The sequence below is a fragment of the Sodalis sp. RH20 genome (genome assembly GCF_047324205.1).
Lineage (GTDB): Bacteria > Pseudomonadota > Gammaproteobacteria > Enterobacterales > Enterobacteriaceae > Acerihabitans.
In genome coordinates this window covers 5,083,558-5,106,938 of the sequence record NZ_CP178733.1, presented here as the reverse complement: position 1 = coordinate 5,106,938, position 23,381 = coordinate 5,083,558, and the positions used below count along the sequence as shown (strand labels likewise).

The window sequence follows — 23,381 nt, the reverse complement described above, 5'->3', positions numbered from 1 at the left end:
CTAGCCTTTCCCTGTGCAATCTAAGTCCTGGCCTAGGGCTCAGGACTTTTTCTACAAGATTAACACGCGGTAAGGGCGTGTTCCTTTATTCAGGATATTCCGCTTTCCCCAGCCCTCTCCACCTCCGCGATAAATTTCACCCCATGGGCGGTACGTATCCAGCGCAGCGCTCTCAACTCATCGGCAAAATAACTGACCAGTTCAAACAGCAATCCGGTGAGGGTGTGCTCCATTTCCGGAAATAGAGCCCGGTCCATCAGAATTCGCGCCAGCGCCTGGCAATATTCGCAAAGCAGCTCGGCGTCAGGTTCAAAGCGGGGCGAGGTCACCGGGAAATCATCCACGGTCAGGCTTACAATCAAGTGAGGCGGGATTGGGTCGTTCAGCGTGGGTTGCAACTGGGCAAGGCATTCGGCAAGCCGTGCGCTAAGCGCCTGCCGGCGTGTGGTATCGCTACTTTCACGCAGGGTTTCAGCGAACTGTTCGCAATGCCCGGCGAGCACGGTGAAATCCGTGGTTGAACGGAAGGGGACAGAAAGTAATGCATGAGTTTGGGTTGGGATCGTAGCCATAAGGCAGCCTCCACTAAGTGATATTCATAAACCACCACCGAATTGCCTGAATTACGTAGTTTCAGGGTGAGCTGAATTCACGACATCAAAATACGCATAAGCGTCAAATGCCGCCACTAAGTTTTGTATCAGGGAGACCAATCCCAGCGCCTGATTTGCAGGCGCAAAAGCACGATATAATGGCGGGCGACTATCCGCCATGCCTTTCGCCGTGAGTATCATTATCGTCGAGGGCCGTCTCGAAATTGAACGCTATATTGCACGTTATTACGTTTAATGAATCATGGGTTATACATTATTCATAGCCTGCCGCATCGGCGCAGATTGCGGTCGTAACGTATAAAGACTATCCCGATGGGATCAGCGTCCTGTCTACGGTGTCAGGCCGTTGTCGGCAATCTCACGCGCTGAAAAAAAAGCCCCGCGCATCAGCGCGGGGCCTTGTGAAATATCAGCGACTGTCGCCGGTGGAAGAATCAGCCGGCAACCGCAATGCGCTTCATATCTTTCATATACCCGCGCAGGGTGGCGCCGATAATTTCAATCGGATGGTGGCGGATGGCTTCGTTGACATCGCGCAGCTGCGCATTATCAATCTCGGCGGCAGGCGCGGCCTTGCCGATATCGCCCGGCTGCAGGCTGTCCATAAAGTTGGCTTTCAGCAGCGGCACGGCGGCGTTGGCGAACAGGTAGTTGCCGTATTCGGCGGTATCGGAAATCACCACATTCATTTCATACAGGCGCTTGCGCGCCACGGTATTGGCGATCAGCGGCAGCTCATGCAGCGATTCGTAGTAAGCCGATTCGGCGATGATACCGGAGCGGGTCATGGTTTCAAACGCCAGCTCCACGCCGGCCTTGGCCATGGCTATCATCAGCACGCCGTGGTCGAAATATTCCTGCTCGCTGATTTTGCCTTCAAACTGCGGAGCGTTTTCAAACGCCGAGGCGCCAGTCTCTTCGCGCCAGGTCAGCAATTTCACGTCGTCATTAGCCCAGTCTTCCATCATGCCGCTGGAGAAGGCGCCGGTGATGATGTCGTCCATATGTTTTTCGAACAAGGGCTGCATCAGGGCTTTTAACTGCTCGGACAAGGCAAAGGCGCGCAGCTTGGCGCTATTGGACAAACGGTCCATCATCAGCGTAATGCCGCCTTGCTTAAGCGCTTCGGTGGTGGTTTCCCAGCCGAACTGCACCAGTTTCCCGGCGTAGGCCGGGTCGATGCCGTCCGCGACCATTTTATCGAAGCACAGCAGCGAGCCGGCCTGCAGCATGCCGCACAGGATGGTTTGTTCGCCCATCAGGTCGGATTTTACCTCGGCGACAAACGATGACGCCAGGACGCCGGCGCGATGGCCGCCGGTAGCGGCCGCCCAGGCCTTGGCCAGCGCCATGCCTTCACCCTGCGGGTCGTTTTCCGGATGTACCGCAATCAGGGTCGGCACGCCGAAACCGCGTTTGTACTCTTCGCGCACTTCGGTGCCGGGGCATTTGGGCGCCACCATGATAACAGTGATGTCTTTACGGATTTGCTCGCCCACCTCGACGATGTTAAACCCATGGGAGTAGCCCAGCGCTGCGCCTTTTTTCATCAGCGGCTGCACGGCCTGCACCACGACCGAATGCTGTTTGTCCGGCGTCAGGTTGACCACCAGATCGGCCTGCGGGATCAGTTCTTCATAGGTACCGACCTTAAAGCCGTTTTCGGTGGCCTTGCGCCAGGACGGGCGCTTCTCGTCAATGGCCGCCTTGCGCAGCGCGTAGGAAATATCAAGTCCGGAATCACGCATGTTCAGGCCCTGGTTCAGCCCCTGCGCCCCGCAGCCGATAATGACCACTTTTTTACCTTTCAGGTAGCCCGCTTCATCGGCGAATTCATCCCGGGCCATAAAGCGGCATTTACCCAGCTGCTCCAGCTGCTGGCGCAGGTTCAGGGTGTTAAAATAGTTAGCCATGGTGCTACTCCGTAATAGGGTATGGTACTTCTGGTATAAGGGTTCCCGCCGGACGGGAATAGGATGTTTGCCACTATAAAGCAGGAATCGTGTTGCTTAAATTGATATATTAACAATCTGATATTGCATATTGTGCAACGTGCGCGCTGCGCATGGAAAAAGCGGTTTAAAGGTGCTGCCCCTATGGATCTGCGCGATCTTAAATTGTTCCTTCACCTCGCGGAAAGCCGCCATTTCGGCCGCACCGCGAAAGCGACCCACGTTAGCCCGTCGACGCTGTCGCGCCAGATCCAGCGTCTGGAGGAAGACGTGGGACGGGTCTTGTTCCTGCGCGACAACCGCACGGTACAGCTTACCGACGCCGGCGAGCAGTTGAAGATTTTTGCCCAGCAGACGCTGCTGCAGTACCAGCAGCTGTCCCATCGCCTGGGCCAGCACGGTCCGTCGCTTAGCGGCGAGCTGCGGCTGTTCTGCTCTGTTACCGCCGCCTATAGCCACCTGCCGCCGATCCTCGACCATTTCCGCGCCCGGCACCCGTTGGTGGAAATAAAACTGACCACCGGCGACCCCGCCGACGCCGTGGAAAAAGTGCAGTCCGGCGACGCCGATTTAGGCATTGCCGGCCATCCCGAAATCCTGCCGGCCAGCATTGATTTTACTCCGATCGGCGCAATACCGATGATCCTGATAGCCCCGGCCCTGCCCTGCCCGGTACGCGCGCAGGCGCTGGTCGCCACGCCGGACTGGTCGCATATCCCCTTTATCTTACCGGAGCACGGTCCGGCGCGCCGCCGTATCGATCACTGGTTTCGCGACAACCGCCTCGCCAATCCGCAGATTTACGCCACCGTCGCCGGGCACGAGGCCATTGTTTCCATGGTGGCGCTCGGCTGCGGCATTGCGCTGATCCCCTCGGTAGTAGTAGACAACAGCCCCGAACCGGTGCGCAACCGCGTGCAGATTGTCGAGCACGGTACGCCGGTAGAACCGCTGGAATTAGGGGTATGCGTACAGCGCAAACGCTTGCAGGAACCGTTGATTGAAGCGTTCTGGCAACTGCTGGAACGTTAAGGGGCAACGCAGCCAGGGTGCAATGGCCTGGTTAATGGCGGCGAAGCGCCATTGCTGAATTTTTTTCGACGGTCGCGCCCTTCCGGCAGGAGCCGCTTAAGATCGTTGCGCTATAGCGGCCCGGAACGCCGGGACGGGACGCTACCCATCCCGGCGCCGGGAAGCATGCCCGTTATCCTGGTTGCCGGCCAGGCCGGGATGCCCGGTTATCCTTGCAGAAAGAAGCGGAAAGCCGGATTTTGGGTTTCGTCGTGGCATTCATAACCCAGCGCGGACAGGTGGCGGTCAAACTCCGGCTCCTGCTCGCCCAGCTCGAAACCCGCCATGACGCGACCGTAATCGGTGCCGTGGCTGCGGTAATGGAACAGGGAAATATTCCAATGCGTCCCCAAAGTATGCAGGAATTTCAACAGCGCGCCCGGCGATTCCGGGAATTCAAAACTGTACAGGCGTTCGCGCAGCGGTTTCGACGGGCGTCCGCCCACCATATAACGCACGTGCAGCTTGGCCATCTCGTCGTCGGACAGATCCACCACCTGGTAGCCGCCGGCGGTCAGCTCGCTTAAGATCTCATCGCGCTCCACGCGTCCCCGGGTCAGGCGCACGCCGACAAAAATGCAGGCGTTATCCGCGTCGGCGTAGCGATAGTTAAACTCGGTTACCGCGCGGCCGCCCAGCAGCTGGCAAAATTTCAGGAAACTGCCCTTCTGCTCGGGAATGGTAACCGCCATCAGCGCTTCGCGCTGCTCGCCAAGCTCGCAGCGCTCGGAAACATAACGCAGGCCGTGGAAATTGACGTTGGCGCCGGACAGCACATGGGCCAATCGTTCGCCCCGGATATTATGCAGCTGAATATATTTTTTCATGCCCGCCAGCGCCAGCGCGCCCGCGGGTTCCGCTATCGCCCGCACGTCCTCGAACAGATCCTTGATTGCCGCGCAGATGGCGTCGCTGTCCACGGTAATTACGTCATCCAGGTACTCGCGGCATAAGCGGAACGTTTCGTCGCCGATACGCCTGACCGCCACGCCTTCGGCGAACATACCGACCCGGGGGAGGTCCACCGGTTCGCCGGCCTTGAGCGCCGCGCACAGGCAGGCGGATTCCTCGGCCTCCACGCCGATCACCTGAATCTGCGGCATCAGGTGCTTGATCAGCACCGCTACGCCCGCGGCCAGGCCGCCGCCGCCCACCGGTACAAAAATCCGGTCCAGATGCGCGTCCTGCTGCAGCAGTTCCATCGCCAGCGTACCCTGGCCGGCGATCACCGCCGGATGGTCGAACGGCGGCACGAAGGTGTAATGACACTCGCGCGCCAGCTCGATAGCCTTGGCCTTGGCCTCGTCGAAATTGGCGCCATAGAGAAAGGCTTCGCCGCCGAAACTGCGCACGGCGTCCACCTTGATATCCGCCGTGGCAACCGGCATCACGATCAGCGACTTGATGCCAAGCCTGGTCGCGGAGAGCGCCACGCCCTGGGCATGATTGCCCGCCGAGGCGGTCACCACGCCATGGGCTTTTTGCTCTTCATTGAGGCCGGAAATCATCGCATAGGCGCCGCGCAGCTTAAAGCTGTGCACCGGCTGCCGGTCTTCCCGCTTTACCAGGACGGTATTGTCCAGGCGCGCGGAGAGTTTTTCCATGACTTGCAACGGGGTGACCTGGGCCACCTCGTATACCGGCGAACGCAGCGTGGCGCGCAGGTATTCCGCCGCGCAGGGCGCGGCGGGCAACGGTAGGGAGTCGGCCATGACCGTTAGCCTCCCAGCTTGCTTTTATCGCGCACTGCGCCCTTATCGGCGCTGGTGGCGAGCAAGGCGTAGGCCCGCAGGGCAAAGGACACCTGACGCTGGCGATCCACCGGTTTCCAGGCGTCCGCGCCGCGTGCCGTCTGTCTTTCCCGCCGGGCGGCCAGTTCGCTGTCCGCCACGGCCAGCGCGATGCTGCGCTCATGGATGTTGATGTCGATAATATCGCCGTCCTGTACCAGTCCGATCAGGCCGCCGCTGGCGGCTTCAGGCGAAACATGGCCGATGGACAGGCCGGAGGTGCCGCCGGAAAAACGGCCGTCGGTAATCAGCGCGCACTGCTTGCCCAACCCCATGGATTTCAGGTAGGTGGTGGGATACAGCATTTCCTGCATGCCCGGCCCGCCTTTGGGTCCTTCGTAACGGATGACCACCACGTCGCCGGCCACCACTTTGCCGCCCAGGATGGCCTCGGTGGCGGCTTCCTGGCTTTCATACACTTTAGCCGGGCCGCTGAAGATCAGGCTGCCCTTATCCACGCCGGCGGTTTTGACGATACAGCCGTCTTCGGCGATATTGCCGTACAGCGTCGCCAGCCCGCCGTCCTGGCTATAGGCGAACTCGCGGGAGCGGATACAGCCTTCCTGACGGTCGGTATCCAGGGACGGCCAGCGGCAGTCCTGCGAGAACGCCTTGGTGGTGCGGATGCCGGCAGGGCCGGCGGAATACATGCTTTTCACTTCCGCGTCTTCGGTCAGCATCACATCATACTGTTGCAGCGTTTCCGGCAGCGTCAGCCCGAGGATATTGCCGACCTCGCGGTTCAGCAGGCCCGCGCGGTCCAGTTCGCCCAGGATGCCCCAGACGCCGCCGGCGCGGTGGACGTCTTCCATATGGTATTTCTGTGTGCTTGGCGCCACCTTGCACAAATGCGGCACCCGGCGCGATAAACGGTCGATATCGGCCATGGTGAAATCCACGTCCCCTTCCTGCGCCGCCGCCAGCAGATGCAGTACGGTATTGGTGGAGCCGCCCATGGCGATATCCAGCGTCATGGCGTTTTCAAACGACGCTTTACAGGCAATGCTGCGCGGCAGCGCGCTTTCATCATCCTGTTCATAATAGCGCTTGGTCAGTTCGACGATGCGCTTGCCGGCATTGAGAAACAGCTGACGCCGGTCGGCATGGGTGGCAAGCAGCGAACCATTGCCAGGCTGGGACAGGCCCAGGGCTTCGGTCAGGCAGTTCATGGAGTTGGCGGTAAACATGCCGGAACAGGAGCCGCAGGTGGGACAGGCGGAACGTTCGATCTGGTTGCTGTCGGCATCGGACACGTTCGGATTGGCGCCCTGGATCATAGCGTCAATCAAATCGAGCTTGATAATTTTATCGGACAGCTTGGTCTTGCCGGCCTCCATCGGGCCGCCGGAGACAAATATCACCGGGATATTCAGGCGCAGCGCCGCCATCAGCATCCCCGGGGTGATTTTATCGCAGTTGGAAATACAGACCATGGCGTCGGCGCAGTGGGCGTTGACCATATACTCCACCGAATCGGCAATCAGCTCGCGCGACGGCAGGGAATACAGCATGCCGCCGTGACCCATGGCGATGCCGTCGTCCACCGCGATGGTATTGAATTCTTTCGCCACGCCGCCGGAGGCTTCAATCTGCTCGGCAACCAGTTTACCCAAATCGCGCAGGTGCACATGGCCCGGCACAAATTGGGTAAAGGAGTTGACCACGGCGATAATCGGCTTGTCGAAATCATCATCGGTCATGCCGGTGGCGCGCCATAAGGCACGGGCGCCGGCCATATTGCGGCCGTGGGTGGTGGTAGCGGAACGATACTTTGGCATGCTCAATACTCCAGTTAATCTTTTGGCAGGCGGTTAACCCGCCTGCTGTTAAAAACCTATAGTTTTAGTTATTGACCGGGTCCAGCCAGCCCCATTTATCTTCGGTCTCGCCGGTGAACAGGCCGAAAAACGCCTGTTGCAGCTGTTTGGTCACCGGACCGCAGCGGCCGATGCCCACCTGGATGCCGTCAACGCTGCGCACCGGGGTGATTTCCGCCGCGGTGCCGGACATAAACACTTCGTCGGCCAGATAAAGCGATTCACGGGAAAGCACTTGCTCGCGCACTTCGAGACCGCGATCTTTCGCCAATTTGATGATGGCGTCGCGGGTAATGCCCGGCAGGGCGGAAGAGGTGAACGGCGGCGTAAACAGGATGCCTTCCTTCACTTCAAACAGGTTTTCCCCCGCGCCTTCGGAAACATAACCGTGGACATCCAGCGCGATGCCTTCCTGATAGCCGTGGCGGCGGGCTTCGCTGCCCACCAGCATGGAAGAAAGATAGTTACCGCCGGCCTTGGCCGCGGTCGGGATGGTATTGGCCGCCACGCGGTTCCATGACGACACCATGGCGTCGATGCCCTGGTCCAGCGCGTCTTCGCCCAGGTAGGCGCCCCAGGGGAACGCGGCGATAATCACATCGGTGGTATAACCGGCCGGCGGGTTAACGCCCATGCCCACGTCGCCGACAAACACCAGCGGACGGATATAGGCGCTGACCAGCTTATTCTTGCGCAGCACGGAACGGCAGGCTTCCATCAGGTCATCAACACTGTGGCTTACCGGCATACGGTAGATCTTGGCCGAATCATGCAGGCGTTGCATATGTTCACGATGGCGGAACACCACCGGCCCTTTATGCGAGTCGTAGCAACGGACACCTTCGAAGACTGACGATCCATAATGCAGCGCATGGGACATCACATGGACCTTGGCCTCCGCCCATGGAACCATCTCGCCGTTGAACCAAATAAAATCAGCTTTCTTCGTCGTCATTTTCTTTTCCTTACTCGTGCCTTAGGCGCGTATTTGTTGTGATGTCAATTGCTGGATCTCGACACAGGCGACATCCATAAGTTTACTTAATTGTGAAGACAGTAAATCGACCGGGCGAATGCTTGCAACCGTCAATTGAATATTTATACATTCCGGATTGATCTGCGGCGTCATATTTAATGCGCAAACCCGGAATCCGCGGTGGCGCACCACGCGCAGGACGCGTTCCAGGATTTCCGGACGGGAACGCGCCTCGATGGAAAGCTGATGTTGCATCATGATAATTTCTCCAGCATGGTTTCATTGCCGGCGCCGGGCGGCACCAGTGGCCAGACATTTTCGTTTTCGTCGATGGAGACATGCAGCAGGTAGGGGCCCTGGTGGGAAAACATGGCGTCAAAGGCGGCATCGATCTGGTCTTTTCGGGTAATTCGTTGGCCGGGGATATCAAACGCGCTGGCCAGGATGAGAAAATCGGGGTTATCTGTCAGGGTGGTCTCGCTATAGCGTCCGTCGAAAAACAGTTGTTGCCACTGTCGGACCATGCCTAATCGCTGATTGTCGATCAAGACGATTTTCAGCGGCAGCCGTTTTCGCTTGATGGTGGTCAATTCCTGGACATTCATCATAAACGAGCCGTCGCCGGAGACACAGACCACGGTGTCATCGGGACGCGCCACTTGGGCGCCGACCGCGGCCGGCACGCCGAAACCCATGGTGCCCAGGCCGCTGGAGGTGATGAAGTTCTCCGGACGGGTGAAGCTCATATGCTGGGCGGCCCACATCTGGTGCTGTCCGACGTCGGTGGTGATCACGGTATTATCCGGTACCCGCCGGGAAAGCGCGTTCAGCAATGCCGGCGCGTAAATAGCCTCGCCCGGATGATCGTAACGCCAGCGGTATTCCGATTTCAGCGCCTGGGTTTCACGACGCCAATCGTCAATCGACAGCGCCTGCGCCAGGGCGGGAAACAGCTGGTTTAAATCACCCTGCAACGCCACGTGGGGCTGACGCAGTTTACCCAGTTCCGCCGGGTCGATATCCAGATGGATCACTTTGGCGTGGGGCGCAAAGGAATTCAGCCGGCCGGTAACCCGGTCGTCAAAACGGGCGCCGACCGCCATAAGCAAATCGCAGGACTGCACCGCCAGGTTGGCCGCCTGGTTGCCGTGCATGCCCAGCATGCCCAGGTAACAGGGATCTTCACGGTCAGGCGCGCCCAGGCCTTTCAGGGTCGCCACGCTCGGGATGCCGGTGCGATGAATGAAATCACGCAAGGCCGGCACCGCGCGCGCCATGCCGACGCCGCCGCCCACATACAGCATGGGTTTGCGCGCCAGGCGCAGCAGGTCGCGGGCCGCCGCCACGTCCCCCTGGACGGCCCCGTCCTGACTGTCCATGGCGACCAGATGCGGGCTGAGTTCGCCGGTGGCCAGCTGGATATCCTTGGGGATATCGATCAATACCGGCCCCGGACGCCCGCTGGTGGCGACGGCGAAGGCCTCGGCCATGATGGCCGGCAGTTCGTCCAGGCTTTCCACCAGGAAACTGTGTTTGGTGCAGGCCAGGGACAGCCCGAGCACGTCGATTTCCTGGAACGCGTCGGTGCCGATAAGCGCCGAGCCAACCTGGCCGGTAATGGCCACCAGCGGCACGGAGTCCAGCAGGGCATCGGCCAGGCCGGTGATGAGATTGGTCGCCCCGGGGCCGGAGGTGGCGATACAGACGCCGACTTTACCGGTAGCTCGCGCATAGCCAATCGCCGCCATGGCCGCTCCCTGTTCATGCCGGCATAGGAGATGTTCCACCCCGCCGTCAAAGAGCGCATCGTATACCGGCATGATGGCGCCGCCGGGATAACCGAAAACCATATCCACACCCTGTGCGCGCAACGCTGACACTACCCACTGAGCACCGTTCATAGTTAGTTCCCCGCCTGTCTGCGCTGGGAACAGGATTTTATGCTGTTAATCATTTTTCTGTTCCTTATTCATAATATATCTTGGTGGCCATAAAAAAGTGCCAAAAAAAAACCCCCGTCCTTTCGGTGCGGGGGTTTTCTTGAGATTTAAGCTTGTTTAATAAGCTTTTCTTCGTCCAAGTGCAGCCCCGCACGGTGGGATAATAATCACCACCACGCTAATCACGACTAGGCTTATCACTTGGACAAAGGCTTTCATAAATAGGGTTTCATCACTTCTGGTCGAATGAATACCTACAGAGTTATCACAGTAAATGGGGTTATGACAATCTTTTTTATTATTTTCGCTGGGATCGCGCGGCGGCGAAAATTCTAAATAGACCGTTTTTCAATAATTTGATGAGTCATGAATATTTTTCATCTTCGGCGGCCATCTCCCCCGCCACGCTCTCTTCTCTGCACAGGATTAACCTTGGGGCGCCGCCGCGCACGGCTGCGAAGCACGGCAAACGCCGAAATTTTTTTACGGGCCGTTCCGCAGGGCGGGAGCCTGCCCCTGGGCTGCAGGCGCAAAGCGGGCATGATAAGGGCCGATGCCGTCATCGCGGGTGCGGCATCCAGGATAGTGATGGAGGATGGGCATGTCCCTTGCGTTAATTTATACCCGGGCGTCGATCGGCGTCCAGGCGCCGTTGATTTCAGTGGAGGCCCATATCAGCAAAGGTCTGCCCGGCTTTACCCTGGTGGGGTTGCCTGACGCGACGATAAAAGGGGCGCGCGATCGGGTACGCAGCGCGCTGCTGAACAACGGTTTCGATTTTCCCGCCCGGCGGATAACCGTCAGCCTGGCGCCGGCCGATCTGCCCAAGGAAGGCGGGCGCTATGATTTGCCTATTGCGCTGGCGATCCTGGCCGCGTCGGAACAAATTGCCGCCGATAAGCTCGCTTGCCATGAATTTCTCGGCGAACTGGCGCTGTCCGGCGAACTGCGGCCGGTGCAGGGCGCCATTCCGGCGGCGCTGGCGGCACAACAGGCCGGGCGGCGTCTGATCCTGTCCAGCCATAACAGCGGCGAGGCGGCCCTGATACCGGATAGCCGCGTGCTGGTCGCCGGGCATCTGCGCGATGTATGCGCCTTCCTGCAGGGCGGCGCCGAACTCAATGCCGTGCCGGGCCAGGACCCGACGCCGCCGGCATACGACGGCGCCGATCTCAGCGACATCACCGGCCAGCCGCAGGCCAAACGCGCCCTGGAAATCGCCGCCGCCGGCGGGCATAACCTGCTGCTTATCGGTCCGCCGGGCACCGGCAAGACCATGCTGGCCAGCCGGCTGCCGGGGTTGATGCCCCCCTTAAGCGATGCGGAGGCCGTAGAGACCGCCGCGCTGATCAGTCTGATGAGCGCCGGGGCCGCCCGCCGGCATTGGCGCCAAAGACCGTTTCGCGCCCCGCATCACAGCGCCTCGATGGCGGCCCTGGTCGGCGGCGGTTCCCTACCCCGGCCCGGCGAGATATCCCTGGCCCATAACGGGGTGTTATTCCTAGATGAGCTGCCGGAGTTCCAGCGCCGGGTGCTGGACGCGCTGCGCGAACCGCTGGAAGCGGGTGAAATCGTTATCTCCCGCGCCCAGGCCAAGGTACAATACCCGGCGCGTTTCCAACTGGTGGGCGCCATGAACCCCAGTCCGTCCGGCGATTACCAGGGCGTCCACGGCCGCAGCGGCCTCGCGCAGACCCTGCGTTACCTGAACCGGTTATCCGGCCCCTTCCTGGATCGTTTTGACCTGTCCATCGAGGTGCCGCTGCTGCCGCCGGGAATGCTGCGCCGGCAGAACCCGGCGGGCGAGACCAGCGCGATGGTGCGCGCCAGGGTGCAAGCGGCGCGCGACATCCAGCTGCGGCGCGGCCGGAAAATCAATGCGTATCTCAATAACCAGGAAGTTGCATTATATTGCCGGCTTGCTGAAGAGGACGCGGTTTTCCTGGAAGAGGTGATGGAAACGCTGGGTTTGTCGGTACGCGCCTGGCACCGGACGCTCAAGGTTGCCCGAACGCTGGCGGATTTGGCGGGCGCGGCCGAAATACAGCGCGATCATCTGGCGGAGGCCGTCAGCTATCGCACCATTGATCGTCTGCTGCAACAGCTTTGGCGGCACATGGAATAACATGGGGCCGCAGCCCCATGCCAGGATTAATCTTCGCTGTCGGTATAGTCTTCCACCACGTCCATCTGCGGCTTGCCGCCGGATAAGGTATGGAAGCGCTTGGGACGACGAATGTGCTCGATATACTTGAACCACACTTTTTCGTGCTCGGTGGAAGGCTCGCGCTGGCCCTGGCATACCGCGACAAATTGCGTCTCTTCATCGGTAACCGGTTCGCGCTTGCCGCTGTCCAGATCGTTGTAGGCATGCCCATAGCGCTCCAGCAGCTGGGCTTCCCGAATGGTGAAATGACCATGCCGGGAAAAGCCACGCGGGTAATTTTTGTTATCAAAATAACGATTGGTACTAGAAAAGCTGTCCGCCATCTTAAGCGCTCCCCATCCTTTCATAAGCCGTACTGTTTATGGCGCGGAGTATTAGATAGGCTTGACTTTCTGTAAAACAAAACATTTAAATCGTTACGATAAAAATTTCTGGAGATGGGCGTGGATACGGAATTACTGAAAACCTTTTTGGAAGTTAGCAGGACCCGCCACTTTGGTCGCGCCGCGGAAGCGCTTTATTTGACGCAGTCGGCGGTGAGCTTCCGCATTCGTCAATTGGAAACGCAATTGGGCGTCAGTTTATTTACCCGGCACCGCAATAATATCCGTCTGACGCCTGCGGGAGAAAGCCTGTTGCCTTATGCGGAAAACCTGATGTCCACCTGGCAACTGGCCAAAAAAGAGGTGACCCGATCGCTGCAGCATAGCCTGTTATCCATCGGCGCCACCGCCTCGCTGTGGGAGGCCTGGTTGGGGCAATGGCTGCACGTGTTATACCAGCAGCGCCCCACCCTGCAGATAGAAGCCCGCATAGCGCAGCGCCACGCGCTGATAAGCCAGCTGCATGAGCGCCAGCTGGATTTGCTGATCAGCACCGAAGCGCCGAAGATGGAGGAGCTGACCTGTCAGTTGCTGGGGAATTTTTCGTTGTCGCTGTTTACCGCCTCGGCACCTCCCGAAACGGGGGATCGGCCTTATATCCGTCTGGAATGGGGGGCCGATTTCCATACCCATGAAAGCCGGCTGCTGGTGAATAACCCCCTGCCGGTCATGAGCACCACCTCGGCCCTGCTGGCCCGCAGCCTGCTGCCGACCACCGGGGCATGCGTATTTTTACCCAGCCATTGGGGCGAGTTATATCCCGACCTGGCTGCCATCGCCGATATCCCTCCCCTGGTCAGGCCGCTCTATGCCGTATGGCTGCAAAACAGCGATCAGCGCACCCAGATACGGCAGCTGTTGAAAACACCGGTCATTTAAGCCTGTGAAGCCCGTCACGTCCCTGGCGGCCATCAGGACGAGCCATCCCCCGGGTAGCCGGCCGCGGGTGCCTTATGAGCCTGCTGTTGGCTTTCCGCCGGGATGCCGGTGCGGGGAATACTGGTGACCTTGGCATTTTGCTTATTCTCCCACAGCGAGTTCAGCAGCCGTTGCAAGGCGATAAACGCAAACAGCAGGATGCCGATGACGATTTTGGTCCACCAGGAACTCAGGGTGCCGTCAAAGTTGATATAGGTCTGGATAAGCCCCTGGATCATGACGCCGAACAAGGTGCCGAACACCGTGCCGATGCCGCCGCTCAACAGCGTGCCGCCGATCACCACCGAGGCGATGGCGTCGAGTTCCACGCCCATGCCGGCCAACGCGTAGCCGGCCGAGGTGTAAATCGAAAACACAATGCCCGCAAGCGTCGCCAGCCCCGTGGACAGCATATAAATACGAATCGTGGTGCTGCGGGTCGATACCCCCATCAGGTTGGCGGCCGTCGCATTGCCGCCGATGGCGTACACCTGATTGCCGAACTGCGTATACCGCGCCAGCAGGATGCCGAACACCATCACCAGCAGCATCAGCACCCCCATGGCGCTAAGACGTCCGCCGCCGGGCATTTGCCAGGCGAGGCCCGAGAGGGTTTCATAGATCGGATGGTCGATGGGCAGGGACTCTTCCGACACCAGGTAACTGGCGCCGCGCAGGAAAAACATGCCGGCCAGGGTAATGATAAACGCCGGGATTTTTAATGTATCGATAAGCCAGCCCATAAACGCGCCGAATCCGCAGCCCATGATCAAGATCAGCGGAAACGCGAGCAGCGGCGACAGATGATAATCGCCGATCACGCGCGCCAGGAAGACGCCGGTAAACGCGATAACCGACCCCACGGAAAGATCGATGCCGCCGGAAATAATCACAAAAGTCATGCCGACGGCGATAATGCCCAAGAACGCGTTATCCGTCAGGATATTGCAGATAACCCTGGTGGAGGCGAAACCGGGAAAACGGCTCAGGCAAAACAAATAACCGACAATAAATACCGCGATGGTAATGACCAGGGGAAGGTTACGTTTAAGCATGGCGACGGCTCCTGCGAATAAAAGCGATAAAGCTGGAGGACTGCATGACCAGCACGCAAAGCACCACCACGGCTTTCACCACCTGGTTAAGCTCCGGCTGGAAGCCCGACAGCAAAATGCCGGTATTCATCCCCTGGATAATCAGCGCCCCCAGGATTGACAGCAACAGGTTAAAACGCCCGCCCATCAGCGAGGCCCCGCCGATCACCACCGCCAGAATAGCGTCCAGTTCCAGCCACAGGCCGGCATTGTTGGCATCCGCGCCGCGAATGTCGGCGGTGACGATCAGTCCGGCGACCGCGGCGCATAAGCCGCTCAAGATGTAAGTGGACATGACGATAACCCGTGTCTTCACCCCCGCATTCTTGGCCGCGCGGATATTGATGCCCACCGCCTCGATAAACAATCCCAGGGCGGTTTTGCGCGTCAGCAGCCAGGCCAGTACCAGGGTAATCAGGGTAATAAACACCGGCACGGGAAAATAGAACAGCGAGCCGCTGCCGATCCAGGACAGCGACGGATTATTGAAAGTAATGATCTGGCCTTCGGTCACCAGCTGCGCCACGCCGCGCCCGGCCACCATCAGGATAAGCGTTGCCACGAAGGGCTGTATTTTCAGCAGCGCCACCAGGACGCCGTTCCATAAACCCGACAGCACGCCCACGCCCAGGGTCGCCAGGATGATAACCGTCAGGCTATAGCCCTGTACGGTTAACGTCGCGGTCACCGCGCCGGCAATGGCCATGACGGCGCCCACCGACAGATCGATACCCCCGGTGGCGATAACCAGCGTCATGCCGATGGACAGCAGGGCGACCGGCGCACAGCGATTTAAGATATCAATGAGACTGCCGAACAACCGTCCATCCTGGATATGGATGGAGAAAAAATTATTGGCGACAATACTGTCAACCACTAACACAACCACCAACGCGGCCAGCTGCGGCATTCCCACCGGCCAGCGTTTGGCGACAACGACTTTAGTATCGGATGACATTGAACCAGACATAACAGTCACGCTCCTTAGGCGGCAATGGCATTCATAATGGCGCTCACCGATAGCTTATCGAGCGGAATATCCGCGATATGTTTCCGGTCGCGCAGAATAACAACCCGGTCGGCATAACCCACCAGTTCTTCAAGCTCTGAGGAGATAACCAGCAGGGCCAGCCCATCGGCGCACAAGGATTCGATTAAACGGATGATTTCGGCATGGGCGCCCACATCAATGCCCCGTGTCGGTTCGTCCAGGATCAGGAACTGCGGTTTGGTCAGCAGCCAGCGCGACAGCAGCACCTTTTGCTGATTGCCGCCGGACAGGAACTCAATCGGCTGCTCGGCGCTGGGCGTGCGGATATCCAGTTGGCGGATAAAACGCTCGGCAATGTTATTTTGTTCCTTGCGCGGGATGGGCCGCAGCCATCCGCGCTGTACCTGCAGGGCCAGGATAATATTTTCCCGCACCGAGGCGGCGGCGATAATGCCGTCTGTTTTACGATCTTCCGGACAGAAGCCCAGTCCCAGCTTTCCCGCCTGGTTGGGCGAACGGATCACCCGCTCGGTGCCCTTGATCCAGGCGGTGCCCGAATCCGCCGGGCGAATGCCGAAAATCACTTCGGCGGTTTCGGTACGCCCCGACCCCAGCAATCCGGCAAGCCCGACGATCTCGCCCGGTCTGACCTCCAGATCAAAGGGAGCGATCGTGCCTTTCTTGCCATAACCGGCAAAGGCCGCCACCGGCTTTTCGCTATGCAGGGTACGGCCGGCGCGCTGCAAGGCATGCTCATCCAGTTCACGACCCAGCATCATCTTGATCAATTCAATATGGGGCAATTCGCGGGTATAACGCGTGCCGACAAACTCGCCGTTGCGCAGCACGGTGATGCGATCGGTAATTTTATAGACCTGGTCGAGAAAGTGGGTCACAAAGATCAGGCTGATACCCCGGTCGCGCAGCTGGCGCATAATGGTAAACAGCATCTCGACTTCGTTGGCGTCCAGGCTGGCGGTCGGCTCATCCAGGATCAGCACCTTGGCCGACAGATCCACCGCCCGGCAAATGGCCACGATCTGCTGCATCGCCACGGAAAAATGCCCCAACGGCTCCGTTACGTCCAGCGCAAAACCATAACCCGCCAGTAAGATTTCCGCGCGGCGATTAACCTCTTTACGATCGATAAAACCAAACCGTCGCGGTTCGCGACCGATAAATAAATTATCCGCCACCGAAAGATTCGGCAGCAGATTGACTTCCTGGTACACGGTGCCGATGCCAAGCTCTTGCGCATGGGCGGTATTCTTGGGATGAATATCTTGTCCATCCAGGTTAATCGTACCGCCGTCACGTTGGTAAACACCGGTTAACGCTTTGATAAGGGTTGATTTCCCCGCACCATTCTCGCCGAGCAATCCCATGATTTCGCCGCGATTGAGAGTTAACGACACGTTGTTTAACGCTTTTACGCCGGGAAAGGTTTTGCTTAGGCCGGTAATGTTGAGTAATACATCATCATGACTATCGATAATACCCACGGTAAATCCTCCTAAAGACGTAGCCGGATAAACACGCTATCAGTACCGTTACACCCCGACCCTGTGCCCCGGTATTGAAGGTTAACGGTCATTATTGGGGTAAAAGAAATGGATGCTATTCGCCAGCTACCAATGCGCCTGGAGTGCATGCAAACAACAGGGTAGATATGCGCCCTGGCGGCTGGGGTCTTGGCGCCAAAACCCCAATCCCAGGGACGCGTTTACAACGTATTTCTTTTTGCGCCGATCCAGGTCGCTCCCTGGCTACGCGGACGCAGGCTTAATCCCCATCGCTGCCGGCAGGATCCCCTGAGTTTTAGTAACCCATGCCGCTTTTCTTATCCAATTGGGCCTGGGCATCGGCCGGCAGGAACAGTTTGCTTTCCGTCTTGATGATTTTGGTGGGCTTGGTACCGTCTTTTTTGTATTTCGCCAGGGCGTCAAACGCCGGTCCGGCCATATTCGGCGTTAACTCCACATTGGCGTTGGCCTCGCCCGCAAGCATGGCTTTATAGATATCCGGAACGCCGTCGATGGAGCCGGTAAGAATATCTTTACCCGGTTTCAGGCCGGCTTCTTTAATGGCCTGGATGGCGCCGATCGCCATATCGTCGTTATGGGCAAAGACCATACAGATATTTTTGCCGTTGTTTTCGGCCTTGATAAAGCTTTCCATGACCTCTTTCCCTTTGCTGCGGGTAAAGTCACCGGACTGGGAACGAATGATTTTGATGTTATGCGCCTTGGCAATGGCGTCGGCAAAACCTTTCTTACGGTCGATGGCGACGCTTGCACCCACGGTTCCCTGCAATTCCACCACATTACAGGGTTTATCGCCCACGGTCTTGACCAGCCAGTCGCCAATCAATTGGCCTTCAAGCACGTTATCGGCGGTAACCACCGTTAAATAGAGAGAATCATCTTTCACTTTAATGGCCCGGTCGAGCAGGAATACCGGGATCTTGGCGCTCTTGGCTTCCTGCAGTACCGGCTCCCAACCCGTCTGAACTACCGGCGCGATAAAGATGGCATCGACGCCTTGGGCAATAAATGAACGGACCGCCTTAATCTGGTTTTCTTGTTTTTGCTGCCCGTCGGCAATTTTTAAGGTAATGCCGCGCTTCTGGGCTTCACTTTTCGCCACCGACGTTTCCGCCGCGCGCCAGCCCGATTCAGAACCCACTTGCGAAAAACCGACGGTCAACGACTCGGCAAAAGCCACTGAAGACATGGCGACAGAAATGGCGGACACTAAAAGTAAACGCTTCCACATAGTCATCATCCTCTTATAATCATAAAATGTGCTGGTATCATTAGTTTGATAGCAATAATAAAACTAAACAAAAAACCGCTTTTTTATATCGGGGCGCATCACACTTTTGATAAATAAGAGCCGGATCTAACAGCAACTTCTTTATTTAAATCTGTAGCTTATGGATATATTTTTGTCCAGCCCCAGAGAGTATGACGACATAATTGCTTTATTAATAAGCAATTACACGCCATCTGTTTTTTTTGCTTTACCCGTAACATGGGCGCGGCTATGTATAAATCAGCTGGTGTTTTTTATGTCTTCATCAGAAGAGAGAGGGTGTATTTAACGATGGTGCGCAGGGTGGGATTGTGGCATTTTTCCGATAACTAGAATTACCATAGCTGAATCAATTTTTTTATATGGATAATTTTGCTTTTGTCTTTCAACCGCGCGGTGCAGCTATTCCCAGCGGGCAACGAGAAAAATTGTGGGCAGGATGGCGTTAAACCGGCCAACAGTTATTTAATAAATACCCGGATAAAAATGCTGGCAGGATTATTTATCCCCAATATTTATTAGGATAATGAAGCCCATTTCTGTAATGAGTCACCGCACACTGCCGGTCGTCAAAAAAACGGCCGGGAAATATAATCGAAGATTGCGTTATTGAGTGAAAGCGAGCAAATAAAGCGCGTTTTAACGCCCAATAGTCCCAACGCCAGGGGATGGACTGCGTTGCGTTTACAGTAATGCAGACGAAAAAAAGCCCCTCGCGTAAGCGAAGGGCTTTTTTTGTATCTGGCAGGGGCGGAGAGACTCGAACTCCCAACACCCGGTTTTGGAGACCGGTGCTCTACCAATTGAACTACGCCCCTAAATAGGGTGGCGGTGCGGACGGGACTCGAACCCGCGACCCCCGGCGTGACAGGCCGGTATTCTAACCGACTGAACTACCGCACCACGATTCGGTACTACACCCAAACATAACATTTGCGGGGTCAACGCCTGTTAAAACCGTTTGCGGTGCTTGACCAACGCCCCTCGCTTCGCTCAAGGTATTGGTCTTAATGGATGCCTGGCAGTTGATGCCTGACTGCGTCAGGCCCCCTTCGGGCCGCCGCAAGCGGCGTTCAACAGGCTCCGCCTGTTGTCCTGCTCTCTGACTCGAGTAGCGAACTGCCAGGGTTACTTCACAACGCCTTTCGCTTCGCTCAAGGTATTGGTCTTAATGGATGCCTGGCAGTTCCCTACTCTCGCATGGGGAGACCCCACACTACCATCGGCGCTACGGCGTTTCACTGCTGAGTTCGGCATGGGGTCAGGTGGGACCACCGCGCTAGTGCCGCCAGGCAAATTCGTTTACCAACCGTCATCCTGCTACTGATGACCATCGGCCTTTATCCGGAACTTCGCTGAAAATTCTCTCGCCGCCCCTTGGGGCGACGCTCTCTTCGCGTCAAACACTTTAGGTGTTGTAAGGTTAAGCCTCACGGGTCATTAGTATCGGTTAGCTCAACGCATCGCTGCGCTTACACACCCGACCTATCAACGTCATCGTCTTTAACGTCCCTTCAGGTGACTTAAAGCCACAGGGAAGACTCATCTCGAGGCAAGTTTCCCGCTTAGATGCTTTCAGCGGTTATCTCTTCCGCACGTAGCTACCGGGCAATGCCATTGGCATGACAACCCGAACACCAGTGGTGCGTCCACTCCGGTCCTCTCGTACTAGGAGCAGCCCCTCTCAATCTTCCAACGCCCACGGCAGATAGGGACCGAACTGTCTCACGACGTTCTAAACCCAGCTCGCGTACCACTTTAAATGGCGAACAGCCATACCCTTGGGACCTACTTCAGCCCCAGGATGTGATGAGCCGACATCGAGGTGCCAAACACCGCCGTCGATATGAACTCTTGGGCGGTATCAGCCTGTTATCCCCGGAGTACCTTTTATCCGTTGAGCGATGGCCCTTCCATTCAGAACCACCGGATCACTAAGACCTGCTTTCGCACCTGCTCGAGCCGTCACTCTCGCAGTCAAGCTAGCTTATGCCTTTGCACTAACCTCACGATGTCCGACCGTGATTAGCTAACCTTCGTGCTCCTCCGTTACTCTTTAGGAGGAGACCGCCCCAGTCAAACTACCCACCAGACACTGTCCTCGACCCGGATTACGGGCCGGAGTTAGAACATCAAACATTAAAGGGTGGTATTTCAAGGTTGGCTCCATGCAGACTGGCGTCCACACTTCAAAGCCTCCCACCTATCCTACACATCAAGGCTCAATGTTCAGTGTCAAGCTATAGTAAAGGTTCACGGGGTCTTTCCGTCTTGCCGCGGGTACACTGCATCTTCACAGCGAGTTCAATTTCACTGAGTCTCGGGTGGAGACAGCCTGGCCATCATTACGCCATTCGTGCAGGTCGGAACTTACCCGACAAGGAATTTCGCTACCTTAGGACCGTTATAGTTACGGCCGCCGTTTACCGGGGCTTCGATCAAGAGCTTCTCCTTGCGGATAACCCCATCAATTAACCTTCCGGCACCGGGCAGGCGTCACACCGTATACGTCCACTTTCGTGTTTGCACAGTGCTGTGTTTTTAATAAACAGTTGCAGCCAGCTGGTATCTGCGACTGGCTTCAGCTCGGGGAGCAAGTCCCTCCACCTAATGCCAGCGTGCCTTCTCCCGAAGTTACGGCACCATTTTGCCTAGTTCCTTCACCCGAGTTCTCTCAAGCGCCTTGGTATTCTCTACCTGACCACCTGTGTCGGTTTGGGGTACGATTCGATGTGACCTGGAGCTTAGAGGCTTTTCCTGGAAGCGTAGCATCAATTCCTTCACCACCGTAGTGGCTCGTTATCACGCCTCAGTGTTGAATGAAAAAGCGGATTTACCTGCTCTTTCCACCTTCACGCTTAAACCGGGACAACCGTCGCCCGGCGAACCTAGCTTTCTCCGTCCCCCCTTCGCAGTCACACCCAGTACAGGAATATTAACCTGTTTCCCATCGACTACGCCTTTCGGCCTCGCCTTAGGGGTCGACTCACCCTGCCCCGATTAACGTTGGACAGGAACCCTTGGTCTTCCGGCGAGCGGGCTTTTCACCCGCTTTATCGTTACTTATGTCAGCATTCGCACTTCTGATACCTCCAGCAGCCCTCACAGGCCACCTTCGCAGGCTTACAGAACGCTCCCCTACCCAACGGACATATCCTTAAGTCAACTCGACGTGATGAACGCATTGACGTCGCTGCGCTCCGTCAATCGTTTTCCGTACAATTGTCTTAAGTGATATGTCCGCTGCCGCAGCTTCGGTGCATGGTTTAGCCCCGTTACATCTTCCGCGCAGGCCGACTCGACCAGTGAGCTATTACGCTTTCTTTAAATGATGGCTGCTTCTAAGCCAACATCCTGGCTGTCTGTGCCTTCCCACATCGTTTCCCACTTAACCATGACTTTGGGACCTTAGCTGGCGGTCTGGGTTGTTTCCCTCTTCACGACGGACGTTAGCACCCGCCGTGTGTCTCCCGTGGTAACATTCTTCGGTATTCGCAGTTTGCATCGGGTTGGTAATCCGGGGTGGACCCCTAGCCGAAACAGTGCTCTACCCCCGAAGATGAATTCACGAGGCGCTACCTAAATAGCTTTCGGGGAGAACCAGCTATCTCCCGGTTTGATTGGCCTTTCACCCCCAGCCACAAGTCATCCGCTAATTTTTCAACATTAGTCGGTTCGGTCCTCCAGTTAGTGTTACCCAACCTTCAACCTGCCCATGGCTAGATCACCGGGTTTCGGGTCTATACCCTGCAACTTAACGCCCAGTTAAGACTCGGTTTCCCTACGGCTCCCCTATTCGGTTAACCTTGCTACAGAATATAAGTCGCTGACCCATTATACAAAAGGTACGCAGTCACCCTGATAAATCAAGGCTCCCACTGCTTGTACGTACACGGTTTCAGGTTCTATTTCACTCCCCTCGCCGGGGTTCTTTTCGCCTTTCCCTCACGGTACTGGTTCACTATCGGTCAGTCAGGAGTATTTAGCCTTGGAGGATGGTCCCCCCATCTTCAGACAGGATATCACGTGTCCCGCCCTACTCATCGAGCTCACAGCACTTGTACCTTCGGATACGGGGCTATCACCCTGTGTTGCCGGACTTTCCAGACCGTTCTCCTGATACAAACGCTGATGGTGACTCTGGGCTGTTCCCCGTTCGCTCGCCGCTACTAGGGGAATCTCGGTTGATTTCTTTTCCTCGGGGTACTGAGATGTTTCAGTTCCCCCGGTTCGCCTCAATACGCTATGGATTCACGTAATGATAGTGCAACGAATTGCACTGGGTTTCCCCATTCGGACATCGCCGGCTGATAGCGCTTCATATCAGCTCACCGGCGCATTTCGCGGATTAGCACGTCCTTCATCGCCTCTGACTGCCTAGGCATCCACCGTGTACGCTTATTCACTTAACCTCACAACCCTAAAGTGTCTTCGGAATGGCTGCGAAAGGTCCCTGCCGGTGTTGCGCGGTGCTCGCCATGCTCATGGACATACAGTCCACTCCGCTGGCTGCGCGCCGTGCGCCTTGGCCGGGACTTTCTCGCTCATTCCTCAACAAGGGCGCCATCGACACGGCGACCTTATTAGGTTTGCTTGCTTTGAGAGAATCGCATACTGATTTTGCTCAGCATGTTTTTTTCAAATTTTCAGCTTGTTCCGGATTGTTAAAGAGCATGTATTTCGCAGCATACTCATAAGAGTGTGCTCTGAAATAGACAGCGGGATATGGCGTCCCCTAGGGGGTTCGAACCCCTGTTACCGCCGTGAAAGGGCAGTGTCCTAGGCCACTAGACGAAGGGGACAAAGATAGGATCACGAAGCAGTGCTGCTTCGCAAAAAAAACCATACGAGCTG

General features: G+C 57.2%; 16 protein-coding genes, 3 tRNA genes, 2 rRNA genes and 1 pseudogene. 4 read left to right on the top strand and 18 right to left on the bottom strand.

Annotation, left to right across the window (positions count from 1 at the left end; translation table 11 throughout):
- Positions 1 to 89: 89 nt before the first annotated feature.
- Both ACL2XM_RS23230 and ilvC read right to left on the bottom strand, forming a co-directional pair.
- Positions 90 to 572, bottom strand: coding sequence for a hypothetical protein (locus ACL2XM_RS23230; RefSeq protein WP_413731677.1), 483 nt, complete (start codon positions 570 to 572; stop codon positions 90 to 92).
- A gap of 476 nt (positions 573 to 1,048) precedes the next feature.
- Complete coding sequence (gene ilvC, locus ACL2XM_RS23225; RefSeq protein WP_410013120.1) at positions 1,049 to 2,527, bottom strand: ketol-acid reductoisomerase; 1,479 nt, start codon at positions 2,525 to 2,527, stop codon at positions 1,049 to 1,051.
- A gap of 183 nt (positions 2,528 to 2,710) precedes the next feature.
- On the opposite strand from ilvC, the gene ilvY reads away from it, so the two are divergent.
- On the top strand, positions 2,711 to 3,598 hold the full coding sequence (ilvY, locus tag ACL2XM_RS23220; RefSeq protein ID WP_413729269.1) for an HTH-type transcriptional activator IlvY: 888 nt from the start codon (positions 2,711 to 2,713) through the stop codon (positions 3,596 to 3,598).
- 206 nt (positions 3,599 to 3,804) lie between these two features.
- On the opposite strand, the gene ilvA is transcribed toward ilvY, so the two are convergent.
- The 6 genes from ilvA to ilvL form a co-directional block, all read right to left on the bottom strand.
- Entirely contained in the window at positions 3,805 to 5,349 is a 1,545-nt protein-coding gene (gene ilvA / locus ACL2XM_RS23215) for a threonine ammonia-lyase, biosynthetic (RefSeq protein ID WP_413731676.1), read from the bottom strand.
- A gap of 5 nt (positions 5,350 to 5,354) precedes the next feature.
- Positions 5,355 to 7,205, bottom strand: coding sequence for a dihydroxy-acid dehydratase (gene ilvD, locus ACL2XM_RS23210; RefSeq protein WP_410013117.1), 1,851 nt, complete (start codon positions 7,203 to 7,205; stop codon positions 5,355 to 5,357).
- Between the two features lie 64 nt (positions 7,206 to 7,269).
- Complete coding sequence (gene ilvE, locus ACL2XM_RS23205) at positions 7,270 to 8,199, bottom strand: branched-chain-amino-acid transaminase (RefSeq protein WP_410013116.1); 930 nt, start codon at positions 8,197 to 8,199, stop codon at positions 7,270 to 7,272.
- A 21-nt stretch (positions 8,200 to 8,220) separates the two neighbouring features.
- Positions 8,221 to 8,478, bottom strand: coding sequence for an acetolactate synthase 2 small subunit (gene ilvM, locus ACL2XM_RS23200; RefSeq protein ID WP_410013115.1), 258 nt, complete (start codon positions 8,476 to 8,478; stop codon positions 8,221 to 8,223).
- A complete protein-coding gene (gene ilvG / locus ACL2XM_RS23195) occupies positions 8,475 to 10,121 on the bottom strand; it encodes an acetolactate synthase 2 catalytic subunit (protein ID WP_410013114.1) in 1,647 nt (548 codons plus the stop codon). The genes ilvM and ilvG overlap by 4 nt, the downstream gene beginning before the upstream one ends.
- A gap of 156 nt (positions 10,122 to 10,277) precedes the next feature.
- A complete protein-coding gene (gene ilvL / locus ACL2XM_RS23190; protein ID WP_162367070.1) occupies positions 10,278 to 10,379 on the bottom strand; it encodes an ilv operon leader peptide in 102 nt (33 codons plus the stop codon).
- A gap of 382 nt (positions 10,380 to 10,761) precedes the next feature.
- Between ilvL and ACL2XM_RS23185 the strand changes: the two genes are divergently transcribed.
- A complete protein-coding gene (locus ACL2XM_RS23185; RefSeq protein ID WP_413721635.1) occupies positions 10,762 to 12,285 on the top strand; it encodes a YifB family Mg chelatase-like AAA ATPase in 1,524 nt (507 codons plus the stop codon).
- A 26-nt stretch (positions 12,286 to 12,311) separates the two neighbouring features.
- Here ACL2XM_RS23185 and ACL2XM_RS23180 read toward each other — a convergent pair whose 3' ends face one another.
- Complete coding sequence (locus tag ACL2XM_RS23180) at positions 12,312 to 12,650, bottom strand: DUF413 domain-containing protein (RefSeq protein ID WP_410013112.1); 339 nt, start codon at positions 12,648 to 12,650, stop codon at positions 12,312 to 12,314.
- A 120-nt stretch (positions 12,651 to 12,770) separates the two neighbouring features.
- Between ACL2XM_RS23180 and hdfR the strand changes: the two genes are divergently transcribed.
- A complete protein-coding gene (hdfR, locus tag ACL2XM_RS23175) occupies positions 12,771 to 13,589 on the top strand; it encodes an HTH-type transcriptional regulator HdfR (RefSeq protein ID WP_410013111.1) in 819 nt (272 codons plus the stop codon).
- Positions 13,590 to 13,705: 116 nt separating this feature from the next.
- Here hdfR and yjfF read toward each other — a convergent pair.
- From yjfF to ACL2XM_RS23135, 8 genes and pseudogenes are all read right to left on the bottom strand, one after another.
- Positions 13,706 to 14,683 (bottom strand): annotated as a pseudogene (gene yjfF, locus ACL2XM_RS23170) (galactofuranose ABC transporter, permease protein YjfF); the annotation flags it as partial.
- Positions 14,676 to 15,692, bottom strand: a complete 1,017-nt coding sequence (ytfT, locus tag ACL2XM_RS23165; RefSeq protein WP_410013109.1) for a galactofuranose ABC transporter, ATP-binding protein YtfT — start codon at positions 15,690 to 15,692, stop codon at positions 14,676 to 14,678. The pseudogene yjfF and the gene ytfT, both read right to left, overlap by 8 nt.
- A gap of 14 nt (positions 15,693 to 15,706) precedes the next feature.
- Positions 15,707 to 17,209, bottom strand: coding sequence for a galactofuranose ABC transporter, ATP-binding protein YtfR (gene ytfR / locus ACL2XM_RS23160; protein ID WP_410016698.1), 1,503 nt, complete (start codon positions 17,207 to 17,209; stop codon positions 15,707 to 15,709).
- Positions 17,210 to 17,531: 322 nt separating this feature from the next.
- Positions 17,532 to 18,488: a galactofuranose ABC transporter, galactofuranose-binding protein YtfQ gene (ytfQ, locus tag ACL2XM_RS23155; RefSeq protein ID WP_410013108.1), complete on the bottom strand. Its 957-nt coding sequence runs from the start codon at positions 18,486 to 18,488 to the stop codon at positions 17,532 to 17,534.
- Positions 18,489 to 19,269: 781 nt separating this feature from the next.
- A tRNA-Trp gene (locus tag ACL2XM_RS23150) sits at positions 19,270 to 19,345 on the bottom strand.
- 8 nt (positions 19,346 to 19,353) lie between these two features.
- Positions 19,354 to 19,430 (bottom strand) — tRNA-Asp (locus ACL2XM_RS23145).
- Positions 19,431 to 19,704: 274 nt separating this feature from the next.
- Positions 19,705 to 19,820, bottom strand: a 5S ribosomal RNA gene (gene rrf / locus ACL2XM_RS23140).
- 126 nt (positions 19,821 to 19,946) lie between these two features.
- Positions 19,947 to 22,939 (bottom strand): 23S ribosomal RNA (locus tag ACL2XM_RS23135).
- A 66-nt stretch (positions 22,940 to 23,005) separates the two neighbouring features.
- Here ACL2XM_RS23135 and ACL2XM_RS23130 point away from each other — a divergent pair.
- Positions 23,006 to 23,224 carry a hypothetical protein gene (locus tag ACL2XM_RS23130; protein WP_413731572.1) on the top strand — a complete coding sequence of 73 codons (219 nt, stop codon included), beginning with the start codon at positions 23,006 to 23,008 and terminating at the stop codon, positions 23,222 to 23,224.
- Between the two features lie 29 nt (positions 23,225 to 23,253).
- On the opposite strand, the gene ACL2XM_RS23125 is transcribed toward ACL2XM_RS23130, so the two are convergent.
- Positions 23,254 to 23,329: transfer RNA gene (locus ACL2XM_RS23125), tRNA-Glu, on the bottom strand.
- Between the last annotated feature and the right edge of the window lie 52 nt (positions 23,330 to 23,381).

Excerpts from the sequence above, each read along its gene's own strand:
- ilvA (WP_413731676.1), bottom strand. The coding sequence starts at position 5,349 with ATGGCCGACTCCCTACCGTTGCCCGCCGCGCCCTGCGCGGCGGAATAC.
- ilvL (WP_162367070.1), bottom strand. The coding sequence starts at position 10,379 with ATGAAAGCCTTTGTCCAAGTGATAAGCCTAGTCGTGATTAGCGTGGTG.
- ilvM (WP_410013115.1), bottom strand. The coding sequence starts at position 8,478 with ATGATGCAACATCAGCTTTCCATCGAGGCGCGTTCCCGTCCGGAAATC.
- ACL2XM_RS23130 (WP_413731572.1), top strand. The coding sequence starts at position 23,006 with ATGCTCATGGACATACAGTCCACTCCGCTGGCTGCGCGCCGTGCGCCT.
- ACL2XM_RS23185 (WP_413721635.1), top strand. The coding sequence starts at position 10,762 with ATGTCCCTTGCGTTAATTTATACCCGGGCGTCGATCGGCGTCCAGGCG.
- ilvG (WP_410013114.1), bottom strand. The coding sequence starts at position 10,121 with ATGAACGGTGCTCAGTGGGTAGTGTCAGCGTTGCGCGCACAGGGTGTG.
- ytfQ (WP_410013108.1), bottom strand. The coding sequence starts at position 18,488 with ATGTGGAAGCGTTTACTTTTAGTGTCCGCCATTTCTGTCGCCATGTCT.
- ilvE (WP_410013116.1), bottom strand. The coding sequence starts at position 8,199 with ATGACGACGAAGAAAGCTGATTTTATTTGGTTCAACGGCGAGATGGTT.
- ilvY (WP_413729269.1), top strand. The coding sequence starts at position 2,711 with ATGGATCTGCGCGATCTTAAATTGTTCCTTCACCTCGCGGAAAGCCGC.
- ACL2XM_RS23180 (WP_410013112.1), bottom strand. The coding sequence starts at position 12,650 with ATGGCGGACAGCTTTTCTAGTACCAATCGTTATTTTGATAACAAAAAT.
- ytfT (WP_410013109.1), bottom strand. The coding sequence starts at position 15,692 with ATGTCTGGTTCAATGTCATCCGATACTAAAGTCGTTGTCGCCAAACGC.
- ilvC (WP_410013120.1), bottom strand. The coding sequence starts at position 2,527 with ATGGCTAACTATTTTAACACCCTGAACCTGCGCCAGCAGCTGGAGCAG.
- ilvD (WP_410013117.1), bottom strand. The coding sequence starts at position 7,205 with ATGCCAAAGTATCGTTCCGCTACCACCACCCACGGCCGCAATATGGCC.
- ACL2XM_RS23230 (WP_413731677.1), bottom strand. The coding sequence starts at position 572 with ATGGCTACGATCCCAACCCAAACTCATGCATTACTTTCTGTCCCCTTC.